A 26,310-nucleotide genomic window follows, 5' to 3' on the forward strand; every position below is an offset into this window, starting at 1 on the left:
AGCCTGTGAGTGACACCGTGGAGAGCCTCGCACGACGCGTGAAAACCCTTGAAGACGAACGCGATATCGCCCGTCTGATCGCCTCCTACGGACCGCTCGTCGACTCGGGTGACCCCGACGCGGTCGCCGCACTGTGGGCGGTCGACGGCGACTACGACACCGGCGACTGGCAGATGTCCAGCCGCGACGACGTCGCCGCCATGGTGCGCTCGCAGGAGCACCGCGGCTTGATCGCCCGCGGCTGCTGCCATTTCTTCGGCCCGCCCGCGGTCACCGTCGACGGCGACGAGGCGGTAGCGATCTGCCAGTCGATGTTGCTGGTGCGCCGCGAAACCCGCGGCTTCGCCGTCGCCCGGGCCGGCGTGCACCTCATCCGCCTGCAGCGCGCCGACCACGGCTGGGAGATCGTCAGTCGCACGGCCCGCCAGCTCGACGGCAGCGGTCAGGCCATGGCCCTGATCGCGGAAGGACTCGCCCGATGAGCGGCGCACTGGAGGGCAGGGTCGCACTCGTCACCGGCGCAGGCGCGGGAATCGGTGCGGGCATCGCGCGCAGATTCGCCGACGAGGGCGCCCGCGTTGTCGTGGCCGAATTCGATTCCACGGCAGGCACGTCGGTCGCCGACGAGATCGGTGGACTCTTCGTCGCGACGGACGTGTCGCAGCGCGACCAGGTGGAGAACGCCGTCGCCGCGGCGGTGTCCGAATACGGGTCGATCGATGTCCTGGTGAACAACGCCTGGGGCGGCGGCGGTATCGGCCGGGTGGAGAACAAGACCGACGACGAGCTGGCCCACGGTCTGGCCGTCGGCTACTACGGCCCGTTCTGGGCGATGCGAAAAGCGTTCGGCCACATGAAAGAGCGCGGCTGGGGCCGGGTGATCAACATGTGCAGCCTCAACGGGGTCAACGCCCACGTCGGCTCACTGGAATACAACGCCGCCAAAGAGGCGCTGCGCACCCTCACCCGCACCGCCGCGCGGGAATGGGCGCCGACCGGGGTGACGGTCAACGCCATCTGCCCGGCGGCCAAAAGCCAGGCATTCCTGGCGGTGGCCGCCCAGCATCCCGAGATCGCGGCGATCGCCGACGCCGCGAACCCGATGGGCCGGATGGGCGACCCGTACGACGACATCGCGCCGGTCGCAGTGTTTCTGGCGAGCGAGGGCTCGCGCTACCTGACCGGGAACACCCTGTTCGCCGACGGCGGCAGCCACATCAACGGTGTGGCCTGGGCGCCGGACCTGGGCGACTAGCGCAGCGGCAGACCGGTCAGCGCCCGCGCGATCACCAGTCGCTGAATCTCGCTGGTGCCCTCGAAGATCGTGAAGATCTTGGCGTCGCGGTGCATCCGCTCCACCGGGTAGTCGCGGGTGTAGCCGTTTCCGCCGAGGATCTGGATCGCCTCGTCGGTGACGTACACCGCGGTCTCGCTGGCGAACAGCTTGGCCATCGACCCCTCCGCCGACGCGAACGGCTTGTTGTTGCGCATCATCCAGCCGGCCCGCCAGATCAGCAGCCGGGAGGCGTCGATGCGGCTCTTCATGTCCGCCAGCTTGAAGCCGGTGCCCTGGAAGTCGCCGATCGGGCGGCCGAATTGCTCACGCTGGCAGGCGTATTCGAGCGCGTACTCGTAGGCGGCCCGGGCCACGCCCAGCGCCATCGCGCCGACCGCGGGCCTGGTGCGCTCGAACGTGGCCATCGCCGCCTGCCCGGAGGTGCGCTTGCCTTCCCGCGCGCGGGCGACCCGCTGTTCGAACTTCTCCATCCCGCCCAGGATCAGATTGCCTGGCAGGCGGACGTTCTCGAGCACCACCTCGGCGGTGTGCGAGGCGCGGATACCGTGCTTCTTGAACTTCTGCCCCTGTGAGAAGCCGGGGGTGTTCGGCGGGATGATGAACGTGGCCTGACCGCGGGTCCCGAGCTCGGGATGCACCGACGCGACCACGATGTGGACGTTGGCGATACCGCCGTTGGTGGCCCAGGTCTTGGTGCCGTCCAGCACCCACTCGTCGGTGGCCTGCTCGTAGCGGGCGCGGGTCCGCACGGCGCCGACGTCGGAACCGGCGCCCGGCTCCGAGGAACAGAACGCCGCCAGGTGCGGGTCGCCGGGGGTGCCGAACATCTCGGGCAGCCAGTGGCCCAGCTGCTCAGGGGTGCCGTTGGCGGCCAGCGCCGCAGCGGCCAGTCCGGTGCCGAGAATCGACAGCGCGATGCCGGCGTCGCCCCAGAACAGTTCCTCGAACACGGTGAGCATTCCGAGGCCGGACGGTTCGACGGACATCTCGGCGAAAAGCTCCGGGGTGTAGAGGCCGACCTTGGCGGCCTCCTGGATCAGCGGCCAGGGGGTTTCTTCGCGCTCGTCCCACTCGGCGGCCGCGGGTCGTACCACCTCGGCGGCGAACTGGTGCACCCAGTCGCGGACGGTGACGACTTCTTCTGGCAGTTCAAGGGAGAAAGTCATGGCTGTGCAGGCTCCGGATCAAGTCGTACCGCGTCGGCCGCACCAAGTGACGACGACCAGACTGCAGTCGGCGGTAAATCTCGTACAGTGAACGACTGTACACCGAGCGCGAACCGATCGGACCTGCGACATTCGTCACATGTTCGGGCGAGATCAGGCCGGTTGGGTCACGAAGTCGATGAGCTCCTCGACCCGGCCGATCAGCTCGGGCTCCAGATCGGTCCAATCCCGCACCGACGACCGGATCCGCTGCCACGCCCGGGCGATGTCGGCCTGATCCTGGTGCGGCCAGCGCAGCGCGGCGCAGATCCCGTGCTTCCATTCGACGTCGCGTGGGATCGACGGCCACGCCCTCAACCCCACGCGTTCAGGCTTGACGGCCTGCCAGATGTCCACATACGGATGGCCGACCACCAGCGTGTGGTCCCCGCCGGGACCGCGCCGGACGGCGTCGGCGATGCGAGCCTCCTTGGACCCGGTCACCAGGTGATCCACCAGGACACCGAGGCGGCGACCCGGACCTGGCCGGAAGTCGGCCACGATGCCGGCGAGATCGTCGACGCCGCCGAGATATTCGACGACGACGCCCTCGACCCGCAGGTCCTCACCCCACACCTGCTCGACGAGCTCGGCGTCGTGTCGGCCTTCGACGTAGATTCGGCTCGCCAGCGCGACCTTGGCACGGGTGTCGGCCACCTTCACCGAGCCGGATTTCGTGCGTTGCGCCGCCGCCGGTGCCTGCCGACGCAGTCCGGTCAGGATCACCGGCCTGCCCTCGAACAAGAAGCCCGGTCCGAGCGGAAACACCCGCCGCTTGCCGTTGCGGTCCTCGAGTTCCACCCGCGGCCCCTCGACGCCGACCACCGCGCCGACGAACCCTGACTGCGGGTCCTCGACGACCATTCCGAGCTCGACGGCCTGCTCGGTCGAGCGGGTTCGGTTCGAGGTGTGCGGGTTGTTGGCGAGTACATCGGCGCCATAGCGATCAGCCACCCGGCGATCGTAGGGGCCGCCGCGGCGAATGCGGCCCTGCCGCGCGGCGCGTCGGCATATCCTCTCGGCAACAAAAAAGGAGTCGCCGATGGTGCTCAAAGTTGCCGTGTCCCCGGACATGATGGGCGGCGACGTCGACGAGGGGTACGGCAAGGTCGCCGACGCGTTTCGCGCGAATCTGGCGTCCGGCAAGGAGATCGGCGCCGCCGTGGCGGTGTATCGCGACGGTGTCAAGGTCGTCGATCTGTGGGGTGGCTACCGCGACGGAACAGCCAAGGCGCCGTGGCAGCGCGACACGATGGTCAACATGTTCTCCACGACCAAAGGTGTCACCGCGATGGCCGTCGCTGTGGCGGTCTCGAAGGGGCTGCTGTCCTACGACGCCAAGGTCGCGGACTACTGGCCGGAGTTCGCTCAGGCCGGCAAGGGCGAGGTGACGGTGCGCCAGCTGCTGGCTCATCAGGCCGGGTTGTGCGCACTCACCCCGGCGCCCAGCCTGGCCGATATCGCCGACCCGGAGCGGCTGGCGCCCATGCTGGCCCGTCAGGCGCCGGCGTGGCGGCCGGGCACCCGGCACGGCTATCACGCGATCACGTTGGGCTGGTATCAATCCGAGTTGATTCGCCGGACCGACCCGGCGGGCCGCACGGTGGGCCGCTTCCTGGCCGACGAGATCGCCGCGCCGTTGGGGCTGGATCTGCACATCGGCCTTCCTGCCGACGTCGACCGCGGCCGGGTCGCGCACCTGCATCAGTGGAAACGGGCCGAGTCGCTGCTGCACCTCAATGTGATGCCGGCCGGTTTCGCGCTGGCAGCGCTGAACCCGGTGGGACTCGCCGCCCGCGCCACCGGCGTGCCCAGCGACGTCAAACCGTGGGACGGCGACTACAACCGCGACGAGGTGCGCGCGGTGGAGATGCCGTCGAGCAACGGGATCGGGACGGCCCGCGCGGTGGCCCGGCTGTACGGCGCGGCCGCCGCCGGCGGTGCCGACCTCGGCCTGACCGGCGCAGTTCTGGACGACCTCACCGGGCCTGCCTCGACGCCCAGTGGCGGGATCCGCGACCGGGTGATGAACGTCAAAATCCTGTACTCGCTGGGGTTCTGCAAGCCGGTGCCGATGGTGCAGTTCGGGTCCTCCGACAAGGCGTTCGGCACACCGGGTTTCGGCGGATCGTTCGGTTTCGCCGATCCCGACACCGGCGTCGGCTTCGGCTACGTCATGAATCGCCTGGGCTTCCACCTGGCCAGCGATCCACGCGAACTGGCGTTGCGGCAGGCGGTGTTCCGCGATGTTCTCGGCGTACGCCCCCAGTCCTAGCAGACGTGAGCAGCCGCACACTTGACTTGAAGCGCTTCAAGTTCGCCATAGTGGCTCTATGCCAACCACACCGTTGACCAGGGACCTGACCATCCAGGAGGTGTCCCGTCAGAGCGGTCTGACCGAGTCCGCGCTGCGGTACTACGAGCGGATCGGGCTGATCGCCCCGGTACCGCGCGACGACAGCAGCGGTCACCGCCGCTATCCGCCCGCACTGGTGGACGCGATCGAATCACTGAGCTGCCTGCGTAGCACCGGCATGAGCGTGCAAAACATGCGCGCCTATGTCGACAACATCCGCCGCGGCACCGAGGCCGCTGCCGACCAGCGGCAGCTTTTCAGCGACCACGCCAGACGACTGGCCGACGACATCGCTCGGCTGCAGGTGCGCCAGAAGTACGCGGCCGCCAAAGCCCAGCTGTGGGCGGCGCGGGAACGGGGTGACACCGCCGCTGAAGAAGCGGTTGTGCCCGACATCATCGCGCTGGGAGCACAACTGATATCCGAGGAGAAGACTCATGTCTGAACCCGCTCGGGTACTGGTGACCGGTGGCTCCGGATTCATCGCGGGCCATCTGATCGTGCGACTGCTCGCCGACGGCCACCTGGTTCGGGCAACCGTCCGAAACCGCAACCGCGACAAGCAACTTCGCGACACCCTGGCCGCCGCCGGCGCCGACCTCGACCGGCTGGACGTCGTGGTGGCCGACCTGAACTCCGACGACGGCTGGGCAGCGGCGGTGCGCGGCTGCCGGTTCGTCCAGCACGTGGCCTCACCGTTCCCGCCCCGCCAGCCGGCCGACGAGGACGAGATCATCGTCCCGGCGCGCGAAGGCACCCTGCGGGTCTTGCGCGCCGCCGCCGCCGAAGGAGTGCGCCGCGTGGTGATCACCTCATCGTTCGCGGCGATCGGCTACAGCCCCAAACCGGCGGGGACGCCGTACGACGAAACCGACTGGACCAACCCCGACGACGCAGTCAGTCCGTACGTGAAGTCCAAGACGCTCGCCGAGCGCGCAGCATGGGACTTCGCGCAACGCCCAGGTAGCCCTGAACTCGCCGTGGTCAACCCGGTCGGGGTGTTCGGGCCGCCACTGGACCAGAACCTGTCGACCTCCGTGCAGATCATCGACGCCTTGCTGCGCGGGCAACCACCACTGCTGCCCCGCGCATCGTTCGCGGTGGTCGACGTGCGTGATGTCGCCGACCTGTTGGTCCGCGCGATGACCAGTCCGCAGGCCGCAGGTCAGCGTTACCTGGCCGCGGCGGGGCAACCGGTGACGCTGCCCGAGATCGCGGCGGTGCTGCGTGACCGCCTCGGAGCCGGCGCCGTACACGTGCCGCGCCGGCAGATCCCGGACTGGGCCGCGCGGGTCGGCGCGCGGTTCCTCCCACCGCTACGCGAATTGGCCGGTCTGCTCGGCACACCCAAGTCGGTGAACAACACCAAGGCCATCACGCAGCTGGGCTGGAACCCACGCTCGGCCGCCGACACCGTAACGGCGACCGCGGAAGGCCTGCTGGCGCTCAGTTCTGTTGCTGTTGCTGACCGCTGACGGCCGCGTCCAGTTTGGTCGGCGACGACGTCACGTCGTCGATGACGGTGTGGATGAACCGCATCTTCTCCAGCACGGGCACCGGGAGGACGAACGGATACAGGTCGTCTTTGCCCATCGACCGGTTCACCATGTTCAGCGACCACGCCAACGGCAGCCACATCTCGAGGATGTTGTCGAATCCGCTGGGCCCCAACACTCGTCGCTCATAGGTGGCATTCGCCGGGGCGATACCGAACGCGGCGGCGGTGTCGAGGGTGTCGCGGATGTGCAGGTAGTGCGCGAACGTCTCGGCCCAGTCCTCGGCCGCATGCATGGTGGCGTAGGAGGAGACGTAGTTCTCCTCCCATCCGGGGGGCGCGCCTTCGCTGTAGTGCCGGTCCAGCGCGTCCTGGTAGTCGGCGTCCGGGTCGCCGAACAGTTCGTTGAAGCGCTCCAGGTACGCCGGGGAGGTGCCGACCAGTCGATAGAAGTAGTAGTGGCCGACCTCATGCCGGAAGTGTCCGAGCAGCGTGCGGTACGGCTCGTCCATCGAGGTGCGCAGCTGCTCGCGGTGCACATCGTCACCCTCGGCGAGATCCAGTGTGATCAGGCCGTTGTCGTGGCCGGTGAACACTTTCTCGTTGGCGCTGGACAACAGGTCGAAGGCCAGCCCGAACTCCGGGTCCTCGTCGCGGCCGACGATCGGCAGCTTGAGTTCGTGCAGCTCGGCGATGAGGCGGCGCTTGGCCCGTTCGGCGAGTGCGAAGGCGGCCAGCGCTGGGGCGTCGTTGTCGTTGGGCCGGGTCCTGGTGAGCCGGCAGGACGCGCACAACCGCCGGACCGGTTCCACATGAACCAGCCAATTGCATTCGGCCAGATGCAGATTCGCGCACAACTGGAATTCGGCAGCGTCGACCGCGCCACCGTGCTCGCTTTCCTCACCGGAGGCGATCACCAGAAACGCCATGTCGTCCAACGAGAATCCGACCGAGCTCCCGCAGGACAGGCAGACCGAGTTCTCGAACGCCAGATGCTGCCCGCAGTTGGGGCAGATGAAGTCACGCATGAAGGAGATCCCCCTGAAACGGTGGGCAGGGCGCGACGTCCACCGAGACGTCGATCACACTGTGTTCGGAGTCGGTGTAGATGATTCCGCGCAGCGGCGGGATGTCGGCATAGTCCCGCCCCCAGCCCACGGTGATGTAGCGCTCATCGACCAGCTGATCGTTGGTGGGATCGAGCCCGAGCCAATCGTTCTGCGGTGTCCACACCGCGGCCCAGGCATGGGTGGCGTCCACGCCGTACATCCGTTCCTTTCCGGGCGGCGGGTCGGTGGCAAGGTAGCCCGACACGTAACTCGCCGCCAATCCGTTGGCGCGCAGGCAGGCGATGGCCAGCCGGGCGAAGTCCTGGCATACCCCTTCTCGCGCCAGCAAAACCTGACTCACCTGGGTGGACACCGTCGTGGATCCGGACTTGTAGGTGAAATCAGAGAATATTCGTGAGTTGAGATCTCGCAGCACCTCGACCAACGGACGACCCGGCTCGAAACTCGGCGCGGCGTACTCCCGTACTTCGTCGGTGATCTCCGGCGGGCGCAGGTCCAGGCTGAACTCGGACGCCAGCGCCCCGTTGTGGCCGACCGGCCGGACGGCTTCCCACGGCGATTGCGCCCAGCCGGTGTGATAGCGCTCGGCCGGGGGCGGGTCGACCTCGACGACGGAGCGACTGGTCACCGTCAGCGCCCGGTGATGTTCGGTGACGTGGAAGTAGGAGCTGATGTTGCCGTAGACGTCGAGGCTGGTGGATCGGTCGGCGGGTATCGGATCGATGTCGAGTTCGTAGGCCAGACACCGCTGTCCGGTGGTGTCGCGGGGGGTGAGATGGCCGCGGCCGTAGGAACTGGTCACCACATCGGAATAGCCGTACGCGGTGCGATGCGTGATCCGGTAGGTGCGCGGTGCGCTCTCGGCTGTCGTCATGGCATGACTCGCAGTTGATCGGGGCCCCATAGCGGCTGCATCCCACCGGGCAGCGACAACTGGGTCCGGGTGATGACGTCGGACAGATCGCGCAGCGCGGTGTGCATTCCACCCAGCAGCCCGTCGAGCTCACTTCGGCGGCCGTCGTCGTCGACGTGCTCGAGTTCGGCGGGGTCCAGCCTGCGCAGCCGCGTGCTGATCTCGTCGACCAGCCGCTCGGGCCGCGACGACCCCGACGAGCCGGGCAGCAACCGCAGGTTCGACCGCAACCGTTCCAGTTGGTAGACAAGGGATCTGGGATTCTCCGGATCGAACAACACCAGGTCCGCGACGGCGGCCACGCTGACCCTGCCCAGGTTGCGCCTGCGGTAGATCACCGACGATTCACACACCACCAATGCCGATTCGGTGATGGTCTGTTCGGCGTCCGGGCTGCGCACGGTGGTCAGCGTCGCACGCAGCAACGCCGACAGGGCGAGCCCGCGTTCGATGCGCTTGCCGATATCCATCAAGGTCCATCCCGCGTCGCGCACCATCGACTCGGCCGCCACTCCCGACAGTGCCAGCATTCCGGCGAGGGTCTGCTGTTGGGCGAGCGCGAGCTGCGTGTCGTCGATCCGCGCCCCGCGCGGCGAGCCGGCCTGCTCGGCCAGCGCCCGCTCGACCGCGCCGAGCACCATCCAGGTGTCGTTGGACATCTGGTCGCGCACCGATCGGGCCGCCAGCCCGAGCCGTTCCACGGAGTGGGCCAGCGATCCGGGGCGCTGCCGGTCGACGGTCAACGACCACAGCGTGCGCTGAGCAGCGGACACCGCCTCGGCGTAGGTACCTGCGGCGTCGGTCTCTGTACCGGTGATCACGCCGAGGGCGTGCAACAGGACCGGCACACATTCGCTGCCGTCCATGTCCTGGCGGTAGCGATACTCGTGATACCGCTCGCGGGTGACGATGAGCAGCCGGGCCAGGTTCTCGGCGCGCTCGCCGTAACGGCCCATCCAGAACAGGTCCGACAGCACGCGCGGCGAGCTGATCGAGCGGGTGCCGCTGGGCAGTTCCACCGGCGGCACGGTCAGCGTGTCGGCCTTGGCGCGCGTCGGTGGCCGGATCCAGACATCCTTGGCAGCAATGGTTTTCAGTGCATAGGCGGAGTTGCCGGGTGCCAGCACGTAGCCGAGGCCGCCGATCATCGGCGCATATCCGCCGCGCTGGGACACCGTGAACAAACGCATGCCGACGCTGGCCGCCGACAACCCACCCGGGTAGCGGTCGGTGGGCGCGGAAGAGAACTGCGGCAGCTCCTGGCCCACCCACTGCCAGGGCTGTGCCTCGATGCGGGCGGTCAGTTCGCAACGCTGATCCGCCGACAGTGCCGGCCCCACGATCGTCTCGCCGCCGACCGTCGACTTGATCAGCAGAGTATTCAGCCGCGCCACCAGATGTGAACGCTCCCGGTCGAATCCGCCCCAGTACAGCTGCGGGGTGTCGAGCAACGGCTTCTCCCCCAGCAACCGCTCCGCCAGCTGCGGCAGAAAACGCTGTAGCCCAGGGCTTTCCAGAATGCCGGCGCCAAGAGTGTTCACCACCGTGACGGCACCCCGCCGCTGCACCTCGACCAGGCCGACCACGCCGAGCCGGGAATCGGGTCGCAGATCCAGCGGGTCGGCGTAGTCGGCGTCGACCCGGCGCAGCACCACGTCCACCCGCTTGAGGGTGCCCAGCGACCGCATCAACAGCTTGCCGTCGCGGACCACCAGGTCCGCACTCTCCACGAGCGGAAAGCCGAGCACCGACGCCAGGTAGGCCTGGTCGAAGGCGGTCTCGGAGTGGATGCCGGGACTGAGGACCACCACCACCGGATCCTCGGCGGCCTCGGGTGCGGCCTCGATGAGCGCCAGCCGCAGCGCCTGGGCGAACGGCGAGGCCGGGCGCGGACCGATGCGCTCGTAGACGTCGGGAACGGCGTGGGCGACCACCCGGCGATCGGCCAGTGCGTAGCCGGCCCCCGACGGTGCCTGCGCCCAGTCGGCGTTGACCACGAACCGGCCGTCGGCGGCCCGGCTGACGTCGCAGCCGAGCATGAACAGTTGATGGCGCCCGGGATTCTCGATGCCGCGGGCCGCCCGGATGTAGCCGGGATGCCCGAACAGCAACTGCGGCGGCAGGATCCCGGTGGTGATCGCCCGCCGCTCGCCGTAGAGATCGGTCAGGACGGCGTCGAGCAGCCTGGACCGTTGCAGCACACCGGCTTCCAGCGTTTCCCAATCGGCGGCGGACACCACCAGTGGTATCGCGTCGAGATGCCAGGTGCCCGGCGTCGCGATGCCCTCGCCCGGGGCGGCTCCCGAGTCGTCGACCTCGATGTAGGTGATGCCGTCGTTGTCGACCAGCCCGCGCACCACACCGCGCAGCCGCTCCAGCCCGGCCCGGCCGCGCTCGCCGATGAGATCACCGAGTTCCTGCCACGACGGGCGGATGGTCCCGGTGGCGTCGACGAACTCGTCGTACCCGGTGTCGCCGAAGGCACCCGCCCCACCGTCGTGCACGTCGAACAGGGCGTCCTGGGCGCGTGCGGCGCGGTATCCGGCGAGCAGACGGTCCGGATCATGGCTCGAGCGGCTCAATCCAGAACCGGCAGCGGACAGCGACAACGGCCCACCTCCTGATTCCAGACACCTGCGCACGCGTGGCCCGCCCCGAGCATATTCGGGTCGGTGGTCCCCATCAGTTCTGCAGCACTGTGCGGGCCCGTCGCAGGTCGAGGATTCCCGGCGCGCCGACATCCGTGGATTGCCGGGCCAGTTTCTCCCGGATATCGCCGACGTCGACCTTGCCCGGGGTGAACCCGGTAGCCTCGAAGCGCCGTCCGCGGCGCGATTCGGCCTCCACGGCGTTGACCGGCGGGGTGTCGTATGCCCGGCCGCCGGGGTGCGAGACGTGATAGGTGCAGCCCCCGCGGGACGTCCCGGTGGCCGTGTCGACCAGTTCGAACCGCAGCGGGCCGTCGACGGTGATGGTCGGGTGCAGCGCGCTCGGCGGCTGCCAGGCCCGGTAGCGGACGCCGCCGACCAGGACGTCGGGGTTGTCGGTGGCCAGCATCGGGATCGGGTAGCCGTTGCAGGTGAGGATGTGACGCTGCCGGTCGGCGCCGATGGTGCGGACCTGGATGCGCTCCACCGATGAGTCGACGTAGCGCGCGGTGCCGGTGCCGGTGGATTCCTCGCCGAGGGTGTTCCACGGTTCGATGGCGCCGCGCAGCTCGATCTCGACATGGTCGAACACCGCGGTGCCCACCCGCGGGAAGCGGAACTCGGTGAACGGGTCAAGCCAGCTGGTGTCGAAGTTGACGCCGTGTGCACGCAGGTCGGCGCAGACATCGGCGATATCGTGGATGATGAAGTGCGGCAACAGGTATCGACCGTGCAAGTTCAGGCCGTGCCGGATCAGTGGCGCCCGCAGCGGCTGGTCCCAGAATCGTGCGACAAGCGCGCGCACCAGCAGCGACTGCACCATCGCCATCTGGAAGTGCGGGGGCATCTCGAAACCGCGCAGCTCCAGCAGGCCCAGCCGGCCGCGGGGACTGTCGGGGTTGTAGAGCTTGTCGATGCAGAACTCGGCGCGGTGGGTGTTGCCGGTGATGTCGGTGAGCAGGTGGCGCAGCGCGCGGTCGGCGATCCACGGAGCGACGCTTGCGGAGCGACCATGATCGGGAGCGACGCTTGCGGAGCGACCATGATCGGGAGCGGCGTCCTCGGCGGTCAGCCGGGCGATCTCGGCGAAGGCGATCTCGAGTTCGTAGAGCGCTTCGGAGCGGCCCTCGTCGACCCGGGGGGCCTGCGACGTGGTCCCGATGAACCGGCCGGCGAACAGATACGACAGCGCCGGGTGACGCTGCCAGTAGGTCAACAGCGACACCAGCAGGTCGGGTCTGCGCAGCAGCGGCGAGTCGGCGGGTGTGATGCCGCCCAGCGTGATGTGGTTGCCGCCACCGGTTCCGCCGTGTGTTCCGTCGACGTCGAACGACTCGGTCGACAGCCGGGCCAGCCGGGCCTCGTCGTACAAGGTGCGCAACTGTTCACGCTGCTCGGCGAAGCTGGCGGCGGGCGTGACATTGACCTCGATGACACCGGGATCCGGCGTGATCGACATGGATTGCAGTCGCCCGTCGGGCGGCGGCCCGTAGCCCTCGACGACCACGGCGCAGGCGATCTTCGCGGCGGCCGCCTCCACCCTGGATATCAGGTCGACGAAGTGTTCCAGCTCCTCGGTGGGCGGGATGAAGATGTAGAGCAAGCCGTCGCGAATCTCGGCGACCATCGCGGTGGTGGGCGCGGTGGTCGAATCCTCCACGGCGGCGTCGGCGGTTCCGGGATCGACCGGCAACGCGCGCACGCCGCTGGCGATCGGGTCGGCCGGCGCCGACGGCCGGGCTGGCGCCCAGCTGATCGAGTCCAGCGGTAGGCGTAGGCCGGCCGGCGAGTCCCCCTCGAGCAGCACCACCCGGCCCCGCCGCAGCCGCCAGTCGGCACTGGCCCAGCCTGCGTCGTCCTCGCGACGGTGCAACGGCAGCACGTAGGCGGCCGGTTCGGTGACCGGATCTTCCAGGCGGGCCAGCAGCGCCGCCCGCGCGGCTGCGGTGTCGGTCTCGAGATCGTCGCCGGGTTCGACGGGGTCGCCGGCGGGCAGCCGAGCTGCGTGCGCCAAGCGGGTCAGCGGATCCTCGAACGCCGCGCGCACCTGGGTGGCAGGTAGTCCCAGGTCGCCGGCGATCGCCGACAGGATCTGTTGCGCCGCTTCGGGATCGACGTCTTCGTGGGCGCCCCACGGGTCGGCCAGCAGTGCGGCGTCAGCCCACAGCGGCTCGCCGTCGCGGCGCCAGTGGATGCCGATCTGCCAGCGCGGCAACGGTTCTCCCGGATACCACTTGCCCTGGCTGCGCTGCACCAGGCCACCGGGCGCCCATACCGCCTTGAGCCGCGCGGCCAGCACCGAGGCCCGCTCCCGTTTGTGCGGGCCGTCGGCGGCGGTGATCCACTCCTCGTCGACCTGGTTGTCCACCGAGACGAAGGTCGGCTCGCCGCCGACGGTCAGCCGGACATCGGCATTGGCCAGTCGCTCGTCGATGCGGGCACCGAGTTGGTTGATCGCGGCCCAGGCGGCTTCGGTGTAGGGCAGCGTGACACGCGGATCCTCATGCACGCGGGTGACGATGTTCGCGAACTCCAGGGTGGCCTCCGCGATGCCGGTGGTACCGGTGATCGGCGCCGCCGACGACGGATGCGGTGTGGCGGCCAGCGGAATGTGGCCTTCCCCGGCGAACAGACCGGAGGTGGGGTCCAGCCCGATCCAGCCTGCGCCGGGAACGTACACCTCGGTCCAGGCGTGCAGGTCGGTGAAATCGGCGGCCGGCCCGGACGGACCGTCGAGCGCTTCGACGTCGGAGGTCAGCTGCACCAGATAGCCGGACACGAATCGGGCCGCCAAGCCCAATCCCCGAAGGATCGACACCAAAAGCCACGCGGAGTCGCGGCAGGATCCGATCCCGGTGCGCAGGGTGTGATCCGGGGTCTGCACCCCGGCCTCCATCCGCACGCTATATCCGACGTCGCCGTTGACCGCGCGGTTGAGCGCCACCAGGAAGTCGATGGTCCGGGTGCCGGGCGCGACGACGAAATCCCGCACCCACGACCCCACCAGGTCACCGGGCCCCGATCCCTCGTCGCCCTCGTCGACCGGGCGCAGGTAGGGCTCCAGGTCGTCTTTGAGTGCTTTCGGGTAGACGAACGGGAAGGTTTCCGCGTAGTCCTCGATGAAGAAGTCGAACGGGTTGATGACCTTGAGGTCGGCGATCAGCCCGACCTTGATGGTGAGTTTCCGTGTCCGCGTGGGAAACACGAGCCGGGCCAGGAAGTTACCGAAGGCGTCCTGCTGCCAGTTGATGAAATGGTCGGCGGGCTCGACCTCCAGCGAGTAGGCCTCGATGGGCGTGCGCGAGTGCGGTGCGGGCCGCAGCCTGACGACATGGGGGTGCACCTCCACCAATCGGTCGAAGGTGTAGGTGGTGCGGTGCTCGAGCGCCACTTTGATGCCCATAGGCCGCTAATCCCATCACAAGACCCTCGAGAACGCATGGCGCGGTGCGGCGGCCCGACCTTCTCAGCTACGCCGTCCGCCGTTGGGAAGCAGGGTCGAGGGCGCCCGGCTGGGCCGGATGGGGAAGGCGGGCTGCTCGCTGGGAGTGGTGGATGTCGCCGTCGGGCTGGTCTCCGCCCCCGTCTCGGTCTGCGCCGGAGCCGCTGTCTGAGTCGGCGTGTACGTGGGTGTGTACGTGGGCGTCGGTGTGTACGTCGGCGTCGGCGTGATCGTCGGAACGGGTTCCGGGATCGGCGGCGGAGCCGGTGGTGGAACCGGCGGCGGCGCGTCCGCAGCAGAACTCGGCGTCTGGACGGCAGGTCCGGGCGCCGTCCCAGGCTCGATCCAGGGGCCGTTCGTACGACTCGGCTCGCGCGAGCCGGGGCCCACGTCGGGCGGAGTCGGCACGTGGAGCAGCGTTGCGATCGCGAGACCTGCGACCACGGCGGCAAAGACCGTCATCGCGATTCCGCGAGCCGATACGTGGTCCTTCAGACTTGCGATGTTGATGATCCACCCCACAGGCGCTAGACACTAGCCGGTCTTCGGTCCCACCACGGTCAGCCCGTGCCGTGGCGGCGCGTCTCGTGCCGGCGGCGCGTGGCCAGCACCAGCACTCCGGCCAGGGTGATGCCCACCAGGTTGATCGCAAGTTGCGCAGCGGATTCGACGGCGACGTCCCATTCTCCGACCGACGCGGCCACGACCGCAAAACCCGCGGCCGGCACGGTGGTCACGGAGATGAACACCCCCACCAAGGCCGCGGACTTGGCCGACACCAGCGACAGCATCCCTGCCGCACCGGCCAGCAGCGCGACGACGAACGACAGCGGGCCGACCTGAAAGATGAAGTCGACGTCGGTGAGTTGGCGGGTGCTGCCCAGCTTGATCCAGCCCAGCGCCTCGCCGCCGAGCACGAACGCCGCCGTGGCGGCCATGGCGACGGGGAATCCGATCAGCAGCGCGAGTGACGCCCGGCGCGCCAGGTCCAGCCTGCGGCGCACCAGCGCCACCGCCAGGGCGGCCAGCGGGCCGAACTCCGGGCCGACCACCATGGCGCCGACCACCGTCACGGGAGAGTCGGTGACCACGCCGACCGCGGCGATCATGCACGCCAGGCACAGGAACAACAGGAAGGTGATGTTGAGGGTCGACTCCTCGCGGGTGCGGGCCGACAGCTCCTCCCAGACGATCGCGTCACCCGGGTCGCCGTCGGCCTGCTTCTCGGCCCGGTAGGCCGCGGTGGACACCACCGTGTCCACCAGATCGAGGGTGATGGCGCCGCGGTGGTGCAAGTCCAGCGCCTTGAGGTCGTCGATGACGTCGTTGGCGCATTCCCGTGCGATGTCGGCGGAGATCTCATCACCCACCGGGTCCAGCGCCGCCCCCTGATGCACCACCAGGTGCGTCACCCCGACCTGCCGCTGCAGGACAGCCAATACGTCGTCACGGAGCTCGACCGGCGCGATCACCCGCAGATGCAGCACAACCGCGAGACTACTTCCCCAGGGGTGCAAGAATCTTCGGTGTGGATCGGCCCAAGCCGCGCTGGATACCCGCCCGTCTGTGGCCTTGGCTCAGCAACCGCTGGGTGCAGGCCGTGCTCGTGATCGCGCTGTTCGCGATCCTGGGCGTGGTCTTCATGTTGACCTCGGACCGCAAGGACACCGCCTACTGGGCCGGCTACGCCGACGGGCAGCGATGGGTCGACGCCGGCGGGTACCAGGCGCACGAGGAGTCGATCGCGGCGTACTGCGCGGGCCAAGCCGCCCACCACGCCGCCAACTACCAGCGCGGCTGCGTGGACGGCGCCCACAACGCCATGGACTGACCCGGGCCATGCACTGACTCGGGCCGCTCCGAAAGCGGTTGGCTACTGCTGGGATTGGGCCGGGATCGGCTCGGTGTTCGCCGCCCTGGTCGCCGGGTTGGGCCACGGGCTCGGCACCGGACGTGGCCGCACCCGCTGCGGCCACCAGAACCACCGGCCCAACAGGGCCGCGATCGACGGCGTCATGAACGACCGAATCACCAGCGTGTCGACCAGCAGACCCATGCCGATGGTTGTGCCGACCTGCGCGATGACCGTCAGCTCGCTGAAGGCCATGGCCGCCATCGTCACCGCGAACACCAGGCCGGCGGAGGTGACCACCGAACCGCTGCCGCCCATCGCGCGGATGATGCCCGTCTTGAGTCCGGCCGGGATCTCCTCCTTGAGGCGCGCCACCAGCAGCAGGTTGTAGTCGGAGCCGACCGCGAGCAGGATGACGATCGCCATCACCATCACCATCCAGTGCAGCGGACGGCCGATCAGGTCCTGCCAGATCAACACCGACAGACCGAATGACGTGCCCAGCGACAACGCCACCGTGCCCACGATCACCGCGGCGGCCACCACGGCCCGGGTGATGATCAGCATGATGATGAAGATCAGACACAGGGCTGCCAACCCGGCGATCATCAAGTCGTAGTCGGCGCTGTCCTGCATGTCCTTGAAGCTGGCCGCCGTGCCGGCGAGATAGATCTTGGAGCCCTCCAGCGGCGTGCCCTTGATCGCCTCGAACGCCGCGTTCTTGATCGGGTCGATATGGCTGAGACCCTCCGGCGACATCGGATCACCCTCGTGAGAGATGATGAACCGCACCGCTTTTCCATCCGGCGACAAGAACATCTTCATGCCGCGCTTGAAGTCCGGATTGTCGAACGCCTCCGGCGGGAGGTAGAACGAGTCGTCGTTCTTGGCCTCGTCGAACGCCTTGCCCATCGCGCTCTGGTTGTCCTGCATGGCCGCGATCTGGTCCTGCTGACCGGACTGTGTGCTCTGCAGGGTCAGCTGCATGGTCCGCATCGAGCGCATCGTGTCGATCATCGGCGGCATCAGCGTGCGCATCTGGGCCGTCAACAGGTCCAGCTTGTGCAGATCCGGTACCAGGACCTGGAAGTCGTCGGTCATGGTGTCGATGCCGTCGAGGGTGTCGAACACCGACCGGATCGAGTTGCACACCGGGATGTCGAAGCAGTGCGGTTCCCAGTAGAAGTAATTGCGGAGCGGCCGGAAGAAGTCGTCGAAGTCGGCGATGTGGTTGCGCAGCGTCTGGATGTCGGCCAGCGTCAGGTCCATCTTGCCGACCATGCTGTGGGTGACGGCGTTGAGCTGCCCGAGCAGGTCGTACATCTTGGTCATCTGGTTGATGGAGACGTTCATGTCGTCGCCCATCTTCAGCATGTCCTTCATCCGGTCCTGCATGTAGGACTGGTTCAGAGTCTGCGTGGTGCCCTGCATACCCAGCAGGAACGGAATGGAGCTGTGTTCGATCGGGGTACCCAGCGGCCTGGTGATGGTCTGCACCCGTCCGATGCCCGGCGTGTGGAAGATGGCCTTCGCCACCCGATCGATCACCAGGAAGTCGGCGGAGTTGCGCAGGTCATGGTCGCTCTGCAGCATCAACAGCTCGGGGCTCAGACGAGACTCTGGGAAGTGTCGCTCGGCGGCCGCGAACCCCTCGCTGGCCGGGATGTCGGCGGGCAGGTAGTGCCGGTCGTTGTAGTCGGTTCGGTAGCCGGGCAGCGCAAGCAGCCCGATCAGGCAGACGAAAGTCGTCGCGACCAGGATGGGACCCGGCCAGCGGACCACGGCGGTGCCGATGCGTCGCCAGAAACGTTCACGGGACGCCGCTTTGGGCTCCAGCAGGCCGAAACGGCTGGCCGCGGTCACCACGGCGGGGCCGAGCGTCATCGCGGCGGCAACCACCACCACCATGCCGACGAAGAGCGGAACACCCATCGACTGGAACATCGGGCTGCGGGTGAAATGCAGACAGAACAACGCGCCGGCAATCGTCATGCCGGAGCCGACGATCACGTGCCCGGTGCCGTGATACATCTCGTAATAGGCCGACTCTTTGTCGGCGCCTTTGCTGCGGGCTTCCTGATATCGGCCGAACAGGAAGATCACGTAGTCGGTGCCGGCCGCGATCGCGACCATCACCAGCAGGTTGACCGCGAACGTCGACAGCCCGATCAGGTGGTGATAGCCCAGGAAGGCCACCACGCCGCGGGCCGCCCCCAGTTCGAGGAACACCATCACCAGGGCGATCAGCACCGTGACGATCGAGCGGTAGACGACCAGCAGCATCACGGTGATGACGCCGAACGTCAGCCCGGTGATGATCTTGAGGCTGCGGTCACCGGCGATGTGGGTGTCGTTGATCAGCGCCGACGACCCGGCCACGTAGGCCTTGATCCCCGGCGGCGCGGGCACGCTTTCGACGATTTTCTTGACGGCCTCGACCGACTCGTTGGCGATACCCTCGCCCATGTTGCCGACCAGGTAGGCCTGCACGTAGGCAGATTTTCCGTCAGCGCTCTGCGAGCCGGCGGCAGTCAGCGGGTCACTCCAGAAGTCCTGGATGTGCTCGACGTGCGCCTTGTCCGCTTCGAGTTTCTTGACGATCTCGTTGTAGTACTGGTGTGCGGAGTCGCCGAGCGGCTGATCGCCTTCCAGCACGATCATCACCGAGGTGTTCGACTTGAACTCTTGGAACGTCGTGCCGATCGTGCTCATCGCTACCGACGACGGCGCATCCATCGCGGTCATCGGCACCGACTGCATCTGACCGACGACCTCGATCTGCGGCACCACGATGTTGGTGACGATGGTCAGCGCCAGCCAGCCCAGGATGATCGGAACCGACAACCAGCGGACCCACTGCGCGATGTGGGGCCGCTTACCGGGCGCCGCCTCGGGCTTTTCGTCTTTGTTGAGCAGGATCATGCGGACTTGACCAGGCAGAAGGTCTGCGCGTTCACCCCGGTGTTGGTCTTCTCGTCCTTGAGCTCACCGTTGACGGTGATCCGGCACCCGATGGTGTCGCTGTCGCCCTGGGCGACGATGTTGGCCGAGGCGGCGGGCGCGGTGGTCGTCAAGGTCAGCGACCACGGCAGGGTGACGTCCCGCACGATCTGCGGCTGGGCGTCCAGGTCGAGGTAGTTGATGGTGGCGACGGCACCGGGCGGGCCGTAGATCTCGTACACCACGGTCTTCGGGTTGAACGGCTTGGTGTCATTGGCCAGGCCGCTACCGGGCCGGGTCGTCTCGGTCTTTCCGAACACCCCGTGCAGGCGGAAGACGCCGAACGCGGCGATCGCGATCACCAGAACGATCACGATCGGCAGCCATATCTTGCGCAGGAGCTGCAGCGGTCCACGACGCTTGGTGCCGTGACCTGCGGGTTGAGCGTGTTGCTTCTCCTGGCCGGCCGGAGCGTCGTCGGTTGGCGCGCCCGAGGCGGTGTAGGTCTGGCTTTCCAGCGTCACGACCGGACCCCCTTCTGGCCTCGCAGATCAGCCTGTCGATTCACCGCGGCCTCATTTAGCACCGCTACATAGTAGGACTAACGGATCTTGTCAGCATAACCCGTGTGATCAGCCTCATGGGCCACCCGAATTTCTGACGGGTGTCACACGATCCGGTTACTCGATCGTGGCGGTGAGCCCGAATTCGTCAAGGACCTTACCCACCGAGGCCTTCAGCAGGTCTTTGCTGTTCGGTCCACCGGGACGCCACGCCGAGACCGAGAGGGACACCTGACCGTTGACCTGACCCGCCGCCAGGAACAGGGTGCCTCCCAGCCGGTCGAGGATGTCCGCGGTGATCCGCGACTCGAGCTGACGCACGACGATGTGGTCGGCGTCGGTGCCGTCCGGCCGGTTCACCGCCGGGTCCAGCTTCCCGAGATTGGAACAGCCGATCGGCGCGCCCGCGCCGAGCGCCATCCCCTCCAGCCGACGGGCCAGCCCGGGCGGGATCAGCGGCGCCAGCGCCACCGGGCCCAGCAGCTCGAAGCGGCTCTCCGACAGCGCGGCCAGGTTCTTCTTCAGCTCGGCACGCACATCGCGCAGCGTCTGCGTGACGTTGGCGGGGTCGATGCTCACCGTCATCCCGGTCAGGGCGTTGGCTCGGGTGTCACCCTCGGTACGTTCGCTGACCGGGAACTGCAGCCGGACCCGTCCGTTGTCGTCGACCCGCCCCTGCTCCTGACCGAGCTTCGCTGCGATTCCGGCGAACAACGAATTGCTGGTTCCGCCAAGGCTTTCCATGCGCTGCTGCCAGTGCGTCTCGTCGATGTACGCGACCAGCGCAGGCACGGTGACAAGCCGGGTTTCGTCGATCTTGGCAGGCGCCGGCGCTGAACGTCCGGCCGATGAGGTGAGTTCATCCCGGCTGTTGCGGGCCAGTGTCACCGCCGCGCCGATCGCCTTGGCGAAGTCGGGCACCGCACGCACCAGGGCCGCGGCGTCTTCGCGCAGGGCCTGCCCCCGGGTACGGGCGTGGGGTTGGGGATAGCCGAGGTCCCAGGTCTCACCGCGGGACGCCTGGTTGATGGCCAGGGTGATGGCGAGCCCGTCGCAGATCGAATGCGAGGCGATCAGGGTGACCACTGCCCCGCCCTCGGTGAACGGCTGAACGGCCAGCCGCCAGGACGGTCCGCCCTCGGGATCGATCGGGACGCGAATCTGCTCGTCGAGCCACTCCAGCGCCTCGGCGCGTGGGCGGGCGACGGCCGCGACGTCGATGTCAGCCGGGCCGGTCCAGGCCACCCAGTGGTCGCGGCCGAACGGCAGCGGCGAGCGCTCGATGCGGCGCCCCAACAGGCCGCGGCCGAGGTTGTGGTGGAAGCGCCGCAGCCCGTCGAGGTCGACCGGGCGCTCGTAGATCCAGGCGTACTGGGCCAGCGGTCCGCGACCGAGCGCCCGCAGTCCGAGGAATGATCCTTGATCGATGTACGCCAGCGTGGAATCCACACCGGCCATCGTAGGCGGGGGCGGTGTCACCGCGGCTTAGGCGCGGCGCCTTTGCTTTTGAGCTCCACACCCAGTTCGTCGGGCGGCACGAGATGCCCTTGTGTGCACCGGATTTCGACGGTCGCGTCGGCGCCACAGTCCAGGTGGGTCAGCCGAAGCCGGGTGTCCTGGGCAAGATGGCGCCGCCCCCATTCGAACATCGCAAACACCACCGGCATCAGTTCGGTGCCGGCGTCGGTGAGCACATACTCGTCGCGCACCCGCTGCCCCGGCTCGCGGTAGGGCCGCCTGGTCAGCAGGCCGGCGTCGACGAGTTCGGTCAGCCGTGCCGACGTGGCGGCTTTGGTGATACCCACCCGCCGGGCGAAATCGTCGAATCGGGTGGTGCCGTAATAGGCCTCCCGGAGGATCAGCATCGCCGACTTGGTTCCGATGACCGCCATGGTCTTCTCGATCGGGCATTTCCCGACCGCCGACCAGGTGTCGCGGTCGACCAGGGGGCCCTGCAGCAGTGTCACGTAAGTCACTCCATTTCTGAGTTGTTTTCACTATACCTAGGTGTTATAGCTGGGTATAGAGAGCAGTACTCAGCGAGGAGTTCAGGAGGACAACATGGCCGGTTACTCAGGGCGCGACGCCGTGATCGTGGGAGCGGTCCGCACGCCGATCGGCAAGGGCAAGCCCGGCGGCGCGCTGCACGGCGTGCTTCCCGCGGATCTGCTGGCGCACAGCCTCGCCGAGCTGGTCGCACGCACCGGTGTCGACCCGGCCGAGATCGACGACGTCATCGCGGGCGCGGTGACTCAGGCCGGTGACCAGGCGGTCAACATCGCCCGAAACGCGCTGCTGGGGGCCGGCTTCCCGGAGTCGGTGCCGGGGACCACCATCGACCGGCAGTGCGGTTCGAGCCAGCAGGCGATCTCGTTCGCCGCGCAGGGCGTCATCGCGGGCGCCTACGACGTGGTGATCGCCGGCGGCGTGGAGTCGATGAGCCGGGTACCGATGGGGTCGTCGGTGCTGCCGGGCAGCGACCCGTTCGGCACCAGGTTCGCCGCGCGCTATTCGGACGGCCTGGTGCCGCAGGGCATCAGCGCCGAGCTGATCGCCGCGCGCTGGAGGCTCTCACGCGCCGAACTCGACGAGTTCTCCGCCGCCAGCCACGAGAAGGCAGCCCAAGCCACCAAGGACGGGCTTTTCGACTCCGAGCTGGCGCCGATCGCGGGCCTGCAGACCGACGAGATCATCCGCCCGGGAACGACGGTCGAGACGCTGGCCGGACTGAAGCCGGCGTTCTACAGCGAGGCGTACGCTGCGCGCTTTCCGCAGATCAACTGGGAGATCACGCCGGGCAACTCCTCACCGCTGTCCGACGGCAGTGCCGCGGTGTTGATCACCTCATCGGAGGTGGCGCGCAAGCACGGCTGGACGCCGTTGGCGCGCATCCACACCACCACCGTGGTGGGCTCGGATCCGCTGTACATGTTGACCGGCGTCATCCCCGCGACGGAGAAGGTGCTGACCAAGGCGGGTCTGACATTGGCCGACATCGACCTCTTCGAGGTGAACGAGGCGTTCGCCCCGGTGGTGTTGAGCTGGGCCCGCGACACCGGAGCCGACTTGGGGAAGACCAACGTCAACGGCGGCGCGATAGCGATCGGCCACCCGCTGGGTGCCAGCGGCGCGCGGATCATGACCACGCTGGTCAACGCGCTCGAACAGCGCGGCGGGCGCTACGGCCTGCAGACCATGTGTGAGGGCGGCGGCATGGCCAACGCCACGATCATCGAGCGGCTCTGACATGGCGACCGAGACCCAGTTCAACGGGGTCCGGGTGCGCTACGACAGCGCCAAGAGTTACGACGACCTGGTTGCCGCGCTGCTCGCCGACATCGGCGAGCAGCCGGTGCCGATCGGCGACATCGGAGCCGCCGGCGGTGATTGGCCGTCGTATCGGGAGCGGGTCGAAAAGTACGTCGGGCCAAGCGGATTCATGCTGTTCGCACTGCTCGACCATGGTGCCTGGATCACCAAAGCCGGCATCGCACGCAGGGTGTTGCGGGTCATCCTCGGCAACCCGTTGATCGCGATCACCATGCTTCGCCATGACGTGACGGCGGGCTTGTTCGCCCCGGTCGAGTTGCTGATCCTCGACGAGGACGCCGGCAGCAGCCTGACCTACATCAAGCCGTCGTCATTGATGGTCGTCGAGCCGAATCCGGAGCTGCTCAGCGCCGCCGAGGCGCTCGACAACAAGTTGGCGGACTTGGCCGCGAAGGTTACGTGCGCAAGCCCTACTGACCGCTGAATCCCGGTTCGATGCGGATGGCGGGCCCGCCGGCTATGCCGGTCGGTTCGCCGTGGATCGACGACGCCGTTTCCACAGCAGCGCCAGGACTACGACAACCGCCGCCGAAGCCGCGACACCCTGCCACGGTGTCTGTTTGCCGCTGCGGGTCGACACATGCGCTGAAACCTCGCCTTCCGGTCGACCCGGTCGAGCGGCACGGGACTCCTGGCTAGACGAAGCGATCGGCTGCCCGCCGCCATCGAGGGGCGCACCGCGGAGGCCATCGCCACCCTGCACCGGCGGCGACGAATCATCGCCGGCCGGAGGCCATGGATACGCCCAATTGCTGTGAGCGGCTGCTTCCTCGGCTGCTTCTGATTCGGCCTGCCGCTGCTGCCGTTCCTGCGGATCCGGTCCCACTTCGCCCTCCTCCGTCTGTGCCGCGTCTGATCGCGACCCTGGGTCTGCTGGGCCGACACCGGGCACGACCGACCACCGACAGTGGATTACCCCGACGACCGCCGCCCATACATCAGTCGCGCAATCGCCGATGTACTCACGCGATCAGGCGCGGGTGAGCTCGAACAGCGGGATGACCCGGCTGGTCTTGGACTGATATTCGCCGAACCCGGGCGCCTCGGCCACGACTTTCGGGTAGGCCTCGTCGCGCTCCTCGCGCGAGAATTCACGCGCGACCACGTCATAGGCATCGGTGCCGATCTCGATGTGCGCCCGCGGGTTGGCGCGCAGGTTGTGCACCCAGTCCGGGTTGGTGTCGGCGCCCGCCTTCGAGCCGATGATGATCAGCTTCCCGTCGACATGGAAGTAGGCCAGCGGAGCCAGCCGCGGCTCGCCGGACTTCGCACCGGTAGTGTGCAGCAGCAGCAGCGGGCGGCCTTCGAACGGTCCGCCGACGACTCCGGCGTTGGCCCGGAATTCCTCGACGATGTTCTTGTTGAAGTCGTTCAGCGACGCAAAGTCAGGGGTTTCGGTCATGGCTTGTCCAGCTTCTCCGGCTTGAAATCTATTCCGGATTCCTTGCGCTGTTGGGCGGTGATCGGTGCAGGCGCATCGGTCAGCGGGTCGACGCCACCGCCGGACTTCGGGAACGCGATCACCTCGCGGATCGAATCGACGCCGGCCAGCAGCGCCACGATACGGTCCCAGCCGAACGCGATGCCGCCGTGCGGCGGGGCGCCAAAGGTGAACGCGTCCAACAGGAATCCGAACTTCTCCCGGGCTTCGTCGTGGTCGATGCCCATCATCGCGAACACCCGCTCCTGCACGTCGCGGCGGTGGATACGGATCGACCCGCCGCCGATCTCGTTGCCGTTGCAGACGATGTCGTAAGCGTTGGCCAGCGCCGAGCCCGGATCGGTGTCGAAGGTCGCCTCCGACTCCGGCATCGGTGAGGTGAAAGCGTGGTGCACCGCGGTCCAGTTGCCCGACCCCACCGCGACGTCGCCGGCTGCCGTCGCGTCGTCGGCCGGTTCGAACAGCGGCCACTTCACGATCCAGGTGAACGCCCACGCGTTCGGATCGATGAGGTCGAGGCGCTTGGCGATCTCGATGCGCGTCGCCCCGAGCAGGGCACGCGCACCCTTGGGGGTCCCCGCCGCGAAGAACACACAGTCACCCGGTGCGGCCCCGACGTGAGCGGCCAACCCCGCGCGCTCGGTCTCGGACAGGTTCTTGGCGACCGGGCCGCTCAGCTCGCCGTCCGCACCGACCAGGACGTACGCCAAGCCCTTGTGCCCGCGCTGTTTGGCGAACTCCTGCCAGCCGTCCAGCGTGCGGCGCGGCTGCGACGCACCGCCGGCCATGACCACGGCACCGACGTAGGGCGCCTGGAACACCCGGAAGGGCGTGTCCTTGAAGTACTCGGTGCACTCGACGAGTTCGACGGCGAACCGCAGATCCGGCTTGTCGGTACCGAAGCGGCCCATCGCCTCGTCGTAACACATCCGCGGGATCGGCGTCGGGAGGTCGTAGCCGATCGTGGACCACACGGCGCGCAGCACTTCTTCGGAGACCGCGATGACGTCGTCGGCGTCGACGAAGCTCATCTCCATGTCGAGCTGGGTGAACTCCGGCTGGCGGTCGGCGCGGAAATCCTCATCGCGATAGCACCGCGCGATCTGGTAGTAGCGCTCCATGCCCGCGACCATCAGCAGCTGCTTGAACAACTGCGGGCTCTGCGGCAGCGCGTAGAACGAACCGGGCTGCAACCGGGCCGGCACCAGGAAGTCGCGCGCCCCCTCCGGTGTCGACCGGGTCAGCGTCGGGGTTTCGATCTCGACGAAGTCGTGGGCGGACAGCACCGAGCGCGCGGCCGCATTCACCTTGGAGCGCAACCGGATTGCGTCGCCGGGACCGCCGTGCCTGCGCATGTCGAGGTAGCGGTATTTGAGCCGGGCTTCCTCGCCCGGCTGCTCGTCGAGCTGGAAGGGCAGCGGGGCGCTCTCCCCCAGCACCGTCAGCGCGGTCGCATTGACTTCGATCTCGCCGGTGGGGATTTCGGCGTTGGCGTTGCCCTCGGGGCGGATGCCCACCACGCCCTCGACGGCGACGCAGAACTCGGCGCGTAGCCGGTGCGCCTGCGCGAGCACGTCGGCGTCGTGGAACACCACCTGCGAGACACCCGACGCGTCACGCAGATCGATGAAGATGACGCCGCCGTGGTCGCGCCGGGTGGACACCCAGCCGGCCAGCGTGACCGTCTGTCCGGCGTCGGAGGCCCGCAACGAACCGGCGGCGTGACTGCGCAGCACTGAAACTCCTGAAAATCGAGAG

At 68.0% G+C, this 26,310-nt stretch carries 22 protein-coding genes; 8 read left to right on the forward strand and 14 right to left on the reverse strand.

The features are described from left to right. Positions 1-5 precede the first annotated feature (5 nt). Positions 6-482, forward strand: coding sequence for a nuclear transport factor 2 family protein (locus tag AB4879_RS06205; RefSeq protein ID WP_370506877.1), 477 nt, complete (start codon positions 6-8; stop codon positions 480-482). Beyond that, positions 479-1,255 carry an SDR family NAD(P)-dependent oxidoreductase gene (locus AB4879_RS06210; RefSeq protein ID WP_370506878.1) on the forward strand — a complete coding sequence of 259 codons (777 nt, stop codon included), beginning with the start codon at positions 479-481 and terminating at the stop codon, positions 1,253-1,255. Before AB4879_RS06205 ends, AB4879_RS06210 begins: the two co-directional genes overlap by 4 nt. Here AB4879_RS06210 and AB4879_RS06215 read toward each other — a convergent pair. Together AB4879_RS06215 and AB4879_RS06220 are read right to left on the reverse strand one after the other, a co-directional pair. Next, complete coding sequence (locus AB4879_RS06215; protein WP_102807897.1) at positions 1,252-2,463, reverse strand: acyl-CoA dehydrogenase family protein; 1,212 nt, start codon at positions 2,461-2,463, stop codon at positions 1,252-1,254. The genes AB4879_RS06210 and AB4879_RS06215 overlap by 4 nt on opposite strands. Before the next feature lie 153 nt (positions 2,464-2,616). Further along, complete coding sequence (locus AB4879_RS06220) at positions 2,617-3,456, reverse strand: DUF3097 domain-containing protein (protein WP_370506879.1); 840 nt, start codon at positions 3,454-3,456, stop codon at positions 2,617-2,619. A gap of 88 nt (positions 3,457-3,544) precedes the next feature. On the opposite strand from AB4879_RS06220, the gene AB4879_RS06225 reads away from it, so the two are divergent. From AB4879_RS06225 to AB4879_RS06235, 3 genes are read left to right on the forward strand one after another with little or no spacing between them, the layout of a single operon-like run. Beyond that, complete coding sequence (locus tag AB4879_RS06225) at positions 3,545-4,777, forward strand: serine hydrolase domain-containing protein (RefSeq protein WP_370506880.1); 1,233 nt, start codon at positions 3,545-3,547, stop codon at positions 4,775-4,777. Positions 4,778-4,835: 58 nt separating this feature from the next. Beyond that, the gene (locus AB4879_RS06230; protein WP_370506881.1) at positions 4,836-5,303 is read left to right on the forward strand and encodes a MerR family transcriptional regulator; all 468 of its coding nucleotides are present in this window, start codon (positions 4,836-4,838) and stop codon (positions 5,301-5,303) included. Further along, complete coding sequence (locus tag AB4879_RS06235; RefSeq protein ID WP_370506882.1) at positions 5,296-6,333, forward strand: SDR family oxidoreductase; 1,038 nt, start codon at positions 5,296-5,298, stop codon at positions 6,331-6,333. The genes AB4879_RS06230 and AB4879_RS06235 overlap by 8 nt, the downstream gene beginning before the upstream one ends. Here the strand turns inward: AB4879_RS06235 and AB4879_RS06240 are convergent. The 6 genes from AB4879_RS06240 to AB4879_RS06265 form a co-directional block, all read right to left on the reverse strand. Continuing rightward, positions 6,305-7,381, reverse strand: coding sequence for a putative zinc-binding metallopeptidase (locus AB4879_RS06240; RefSeq protein WP_102807893.1), 1,077 nt, complete (start codon positions 7,379-7,381; stop codon positions 6,305-6,307). The genes AB4879_RS06235 and AB4879_RS06240 overlap by 29 nt on opposite strands. Continuing rightward, the gene (locus AB4879_RS06245) at positions 7,374-8,297 is read right to left on the reverse strand and encodes a transglutaminase family protein (RefSeq protein ID WP_102807892.1); all 924 of its coding nucleotides are present in this window, start codon (positions 8,295-8,297) and stop codon (positions 7,374-7,376) included. The genes AB4879_RS06240 and AB4879_RS06245 overlap by 8 nt, the downstream gene beginning before the upstream one ends. After that, positions 8,294-10,945: a circularly permuted type 2 ATP-grasp protein gene (locus AB4879_RS06250; RefSeq protein WP_370506883.1), complete on the reverse strand. Its 2,652-nt coding sequence runs from the start codon at positions 10,943-10,945 to the stop codon at positions 8,294-8,296. The genes AB4879_RS06245 and AB4879_RS06250 overlap by 4 nt, the downstream gene beginning before the upstream one ends. A gap of 73 nt (positions 10,946-11,018) precedes the next feature. Beyond that, positions 11,019-14,387, reverse strand: a complete 3,369-nt coding sequence (locus AB4879_RS06255) for a DUF2126 domain-containing protein (RefSeq protein WP_370506884.1) — start codon at positions 14,385-14,387, stop codon at positions 11,019-11,021. Positions 14,388-14,450: 63 nt separating this feature from the next. After that, complete coding sequence (locus tag AB4879_RS06260; protein WP_370506885.1) at positions 14,451-14,888, reverse strand: hypothetical protein; 438 nt, start codon at positions 14,886-14,888, stop codon at positions 14,451-14,453. A 98-nt stretch (positions 14,889-14,986) separates the two neighbouring features. Beyond that, on the reverse strand, positions 14,987-15,913 hold the full coding sequence (locus AB4879_RS06265; protein WP_370506886.1) for a DUF389 domain-containing protein: 927 nt from the start codon (positions 15,911-15,913) through the stop codon (positions 14,987-14,989). A 41-nt stretch (positions 15,914-15,954) separates the two neighbouring features. On the opposite strand from AB4879_RS06265, the gene AB4879_RS06270 reads away from it, so the two are divergent. Then, on the forward strand, positions 15,955-16,257 hold the full coding sequence (locus tag AB4879_RS06270) for a hypothetical protein (protein WP_370506887.1): 303 nt from the start codon (positions 15,955-15,957) through the stop codon (positions 16,255-16,257). A 42-nt stretch (positions 16,258-16,299) separates the two neighbouring features. Here the strand turns inward: AB4879_RS06270 and AB4879_RS06275 are convergent, their stop codons facing one another. The 4 genes from AB4879_RS06275 to AB4879_RS06290 all read right to left on the reverse strand — a co-directional run bounded on the left by AB4879_RS06275 (position 16,300) and on the right by AB4879_RS06290 (position 21,748). Further along, a complete protein-coding gene (locus AB4879_RS06275) occupies positions 16,300-19,200 on the reverse strand; it encodes an RND family transporter (RefSeq protein ID WP_370506888.1) in 2,901 nt (966 codons plus the stop codon). Beyond that, positions 19,197-19,625 carry an MmpS family transport accessory protein gene (locus tag AB4879_RS06280; protein ID WP_370506933.1) on the reverse strand — a complete coding sequence of 143 codons (429 nt, stop codon included), beginning with the start codon at positions 19,623-19,625 and terminating at the stop codon, positions 19,197-19,199. Before AB4879_RS06280 ends, AB4879_RS06275 begins: the two co-directional genes overlap by 4 nt. A 273-nt stretch (positions 19,626-19,898) precedes the next feature. After that, positions 19,899-21,239 (reverse strand): hypothetical protein, encoded by a 1,341-nt coding sequence (locus AB4879_RS06285; RefSeq protein WP_370506889.1) that lies wholly within the window; start codon positions 21,237-21,239, stop codon positions 19,899-19,901. A 17-nt stretch (positions 21,240-21,256) separates the two neighbouring features. Continuing rightward, positions 21,257-21,748, reverse strand: coding sequence for a winged helix-turn-helix transcriptional regulator (locus AB4879_RS06290; protein ID WP_370506890.1), 492 nt, complete (start codon positions 21,746-21,748; stop codon positions 21,257-21,259). 94 nt (positions 21,749-21,842) lie between these two features. On the opposite strand from AB4879_RS06290, the gene AB4879_RS06295 reads away from it, so the two are divergent. Together AB4879_RS06295 and AB4879_RS06300 are read left to right on the forward strand one after the other, a co-directional pair. Next, on the forward strand, positions 21,843-23,027 hold the full coding sequence (locus AB4879_RS06295) for an acetyl-CoA C-acyltransferase (RefSeq protein WP_370506891.1): 1,185 nt from the start codon (positions 21,843-21,845) through the stop codon (positions 23,025-23,027). Between the two features lies 1 nt (position 23,028). Further along, on the forward strand, positions 23,029-23,535 hold the full coding sequence (locus AB4879_RS06300) for a DUF302 domain-containing protein (protein ID WP_370506892.1): 507 nt from the start codon (positions 23,029-23,031) through the stop codon (positions 23,533-23,535). A gap of 546 nt (positions 23,536-24,081) precedes the next feature. Here AB4879_RS06300 and AB4879_RS06305 read toward each other — a convergent pair. Next, on the reverse strand, positions 24,082-24,513 hold the full coding sequence (locus tag AB4879_RS06305) for a nitroreductase family deazaflavin-dependent oxidoreductase (protein WP_370506893.1): 432 nt from the start codon (positions 24,511-24,513) through the stop codon (positions 24,082-24,084). Further along, a complete protein-coding gene (gene aspS, locus AB4879_RS06310; protein WP_370506894.1) occupies positions 24,510-26,288 on the reverse strand; it encodes an aspartate--tRNA ligase in 1,779 nt (592 codons plus the stop codon). Before aspS ends, AB4879_RS06305 begins: the two co-directional genes overlap by 4 nt. Between the last annotated feature and the right edge of the window lie 22 nt (positions 26,289-26,310).

Source organism: Mycobacterium sp. SA01, from assembly GCF_041287105.1.
Taxonomy (GTDB): domain Bacteria; phylum Actinomycetota; class Actinomycetes; order Mycobacteriales; family Mycobacteriaceae; genus Mycobacterium.

What these genes read in the sequence shown, in the direction of transcription:
- AB4879_RS06210 (WP_370506878.1), top strand. Translation starts at nt 479, where the DNA reads ATGAGCGGCGCACTGGAGGGCAGGGTCGCACTCGTCACCGGCGCAGGC.
- AB4879_RS06215 (WP_102807897.1), bottom strand. Translation starts at nt 2,463, where the DNA reads ATGACTTTCTCCCTTGAACTGCCAGAAGAAGTCGTCACCGTCCGCGAC.
- AB4879_RS06225 (WP_370506880.1), top strand. Translation starts at nt 3,545, where the DNA reads ATGGTGCTCAAAGTTGCCGTGTCCCCGGACATGATGGGCGGCGACGTC.
- AB4879_RS06230 (WP_370506881.1), top strand. Translation starts at nt 4,836, where the DNA reads ATGCCAACCACACCGTTGACCAGGGACCTGACCATCCAGGAGGTGTCC.
- AB4879_RS06235 (WP_370506882.1), top strand. Translation starts at nt 5,296, where the DNA reads ATGTCTGAACCCGCTCGGGTACTGGTGACCGGTGGCTCCGGATTCATC.
- AB4879_RS06240 (WP_102807893.1), bottom strand. Translation starts at nt 7,381, where the DNA reads ATGCGTGACTTCATCTGCCCCAACTGCGGGCAGCATCTGGCGTTCGAG.
- AB4879_RS06245 (WP_102807892.1), bottom strand. Translation starts at nt 8,297, where the DNA reads ATGACGACAGCCGAGAGCGCACCGCGCACCTACCGGATCACGCATCGC.
- AB4879_RS06255 (WP_370506884.1), bottom strand. Translation starts at nt 14,387, where the DNA reads ATGGGCATCAAAGTGGCGCTCGAGCACCGCACCACCTACACCTTCGAC.
- AB4879_RS06260 (WP_370506885.1), bottom strand. Translation starts at nt 14,888, where the DNA reads ATGACGGTCTTTGCCGCCGTGGTCGCAGGTCTCGCGATCGCAACGCTG.
- AB4879_RS06275 (WP_370506888.1), bottom strand. Translation starts at nt 19,200, where the DNA reads ATGATCCTGCTCAACAAAGACGAAAAGCCCGAGGCGGCGCCCGGTAAG.
- AB4879_RS06285 (WP_370506889.1), bottom strand. Translation starts at nt 21,239, where the DNA reads ATGGCCGGTGTGGATTCCACGCTGGCGTACATCGATCAAGGATCATTC.
- AB4879_RS06295 (WP_370506891.1), top strand. Translation starts at nt 21,843, where the DNA reads ATGGCCGGTTACTCAGGGCGCGACGCCGTGATCGTGGGAGCGGTCCGC.
- AB4879_RS06300 (WP_370506892.1), top strand. Translation starts at nt 23,029, where the DNA reads ATGGCGACCGAGACCCAGTTCAACGGGGTCCGGGTGCGCTACGACAGC.
- AB4879_RS06305 (WP_370506893.1), bottom strand. Translation starts at nt 24,513, where the DNA reads ATGACCGAAACCCCTGACTTTGCGTCGCTGAACGACTTCAACAAGAAC.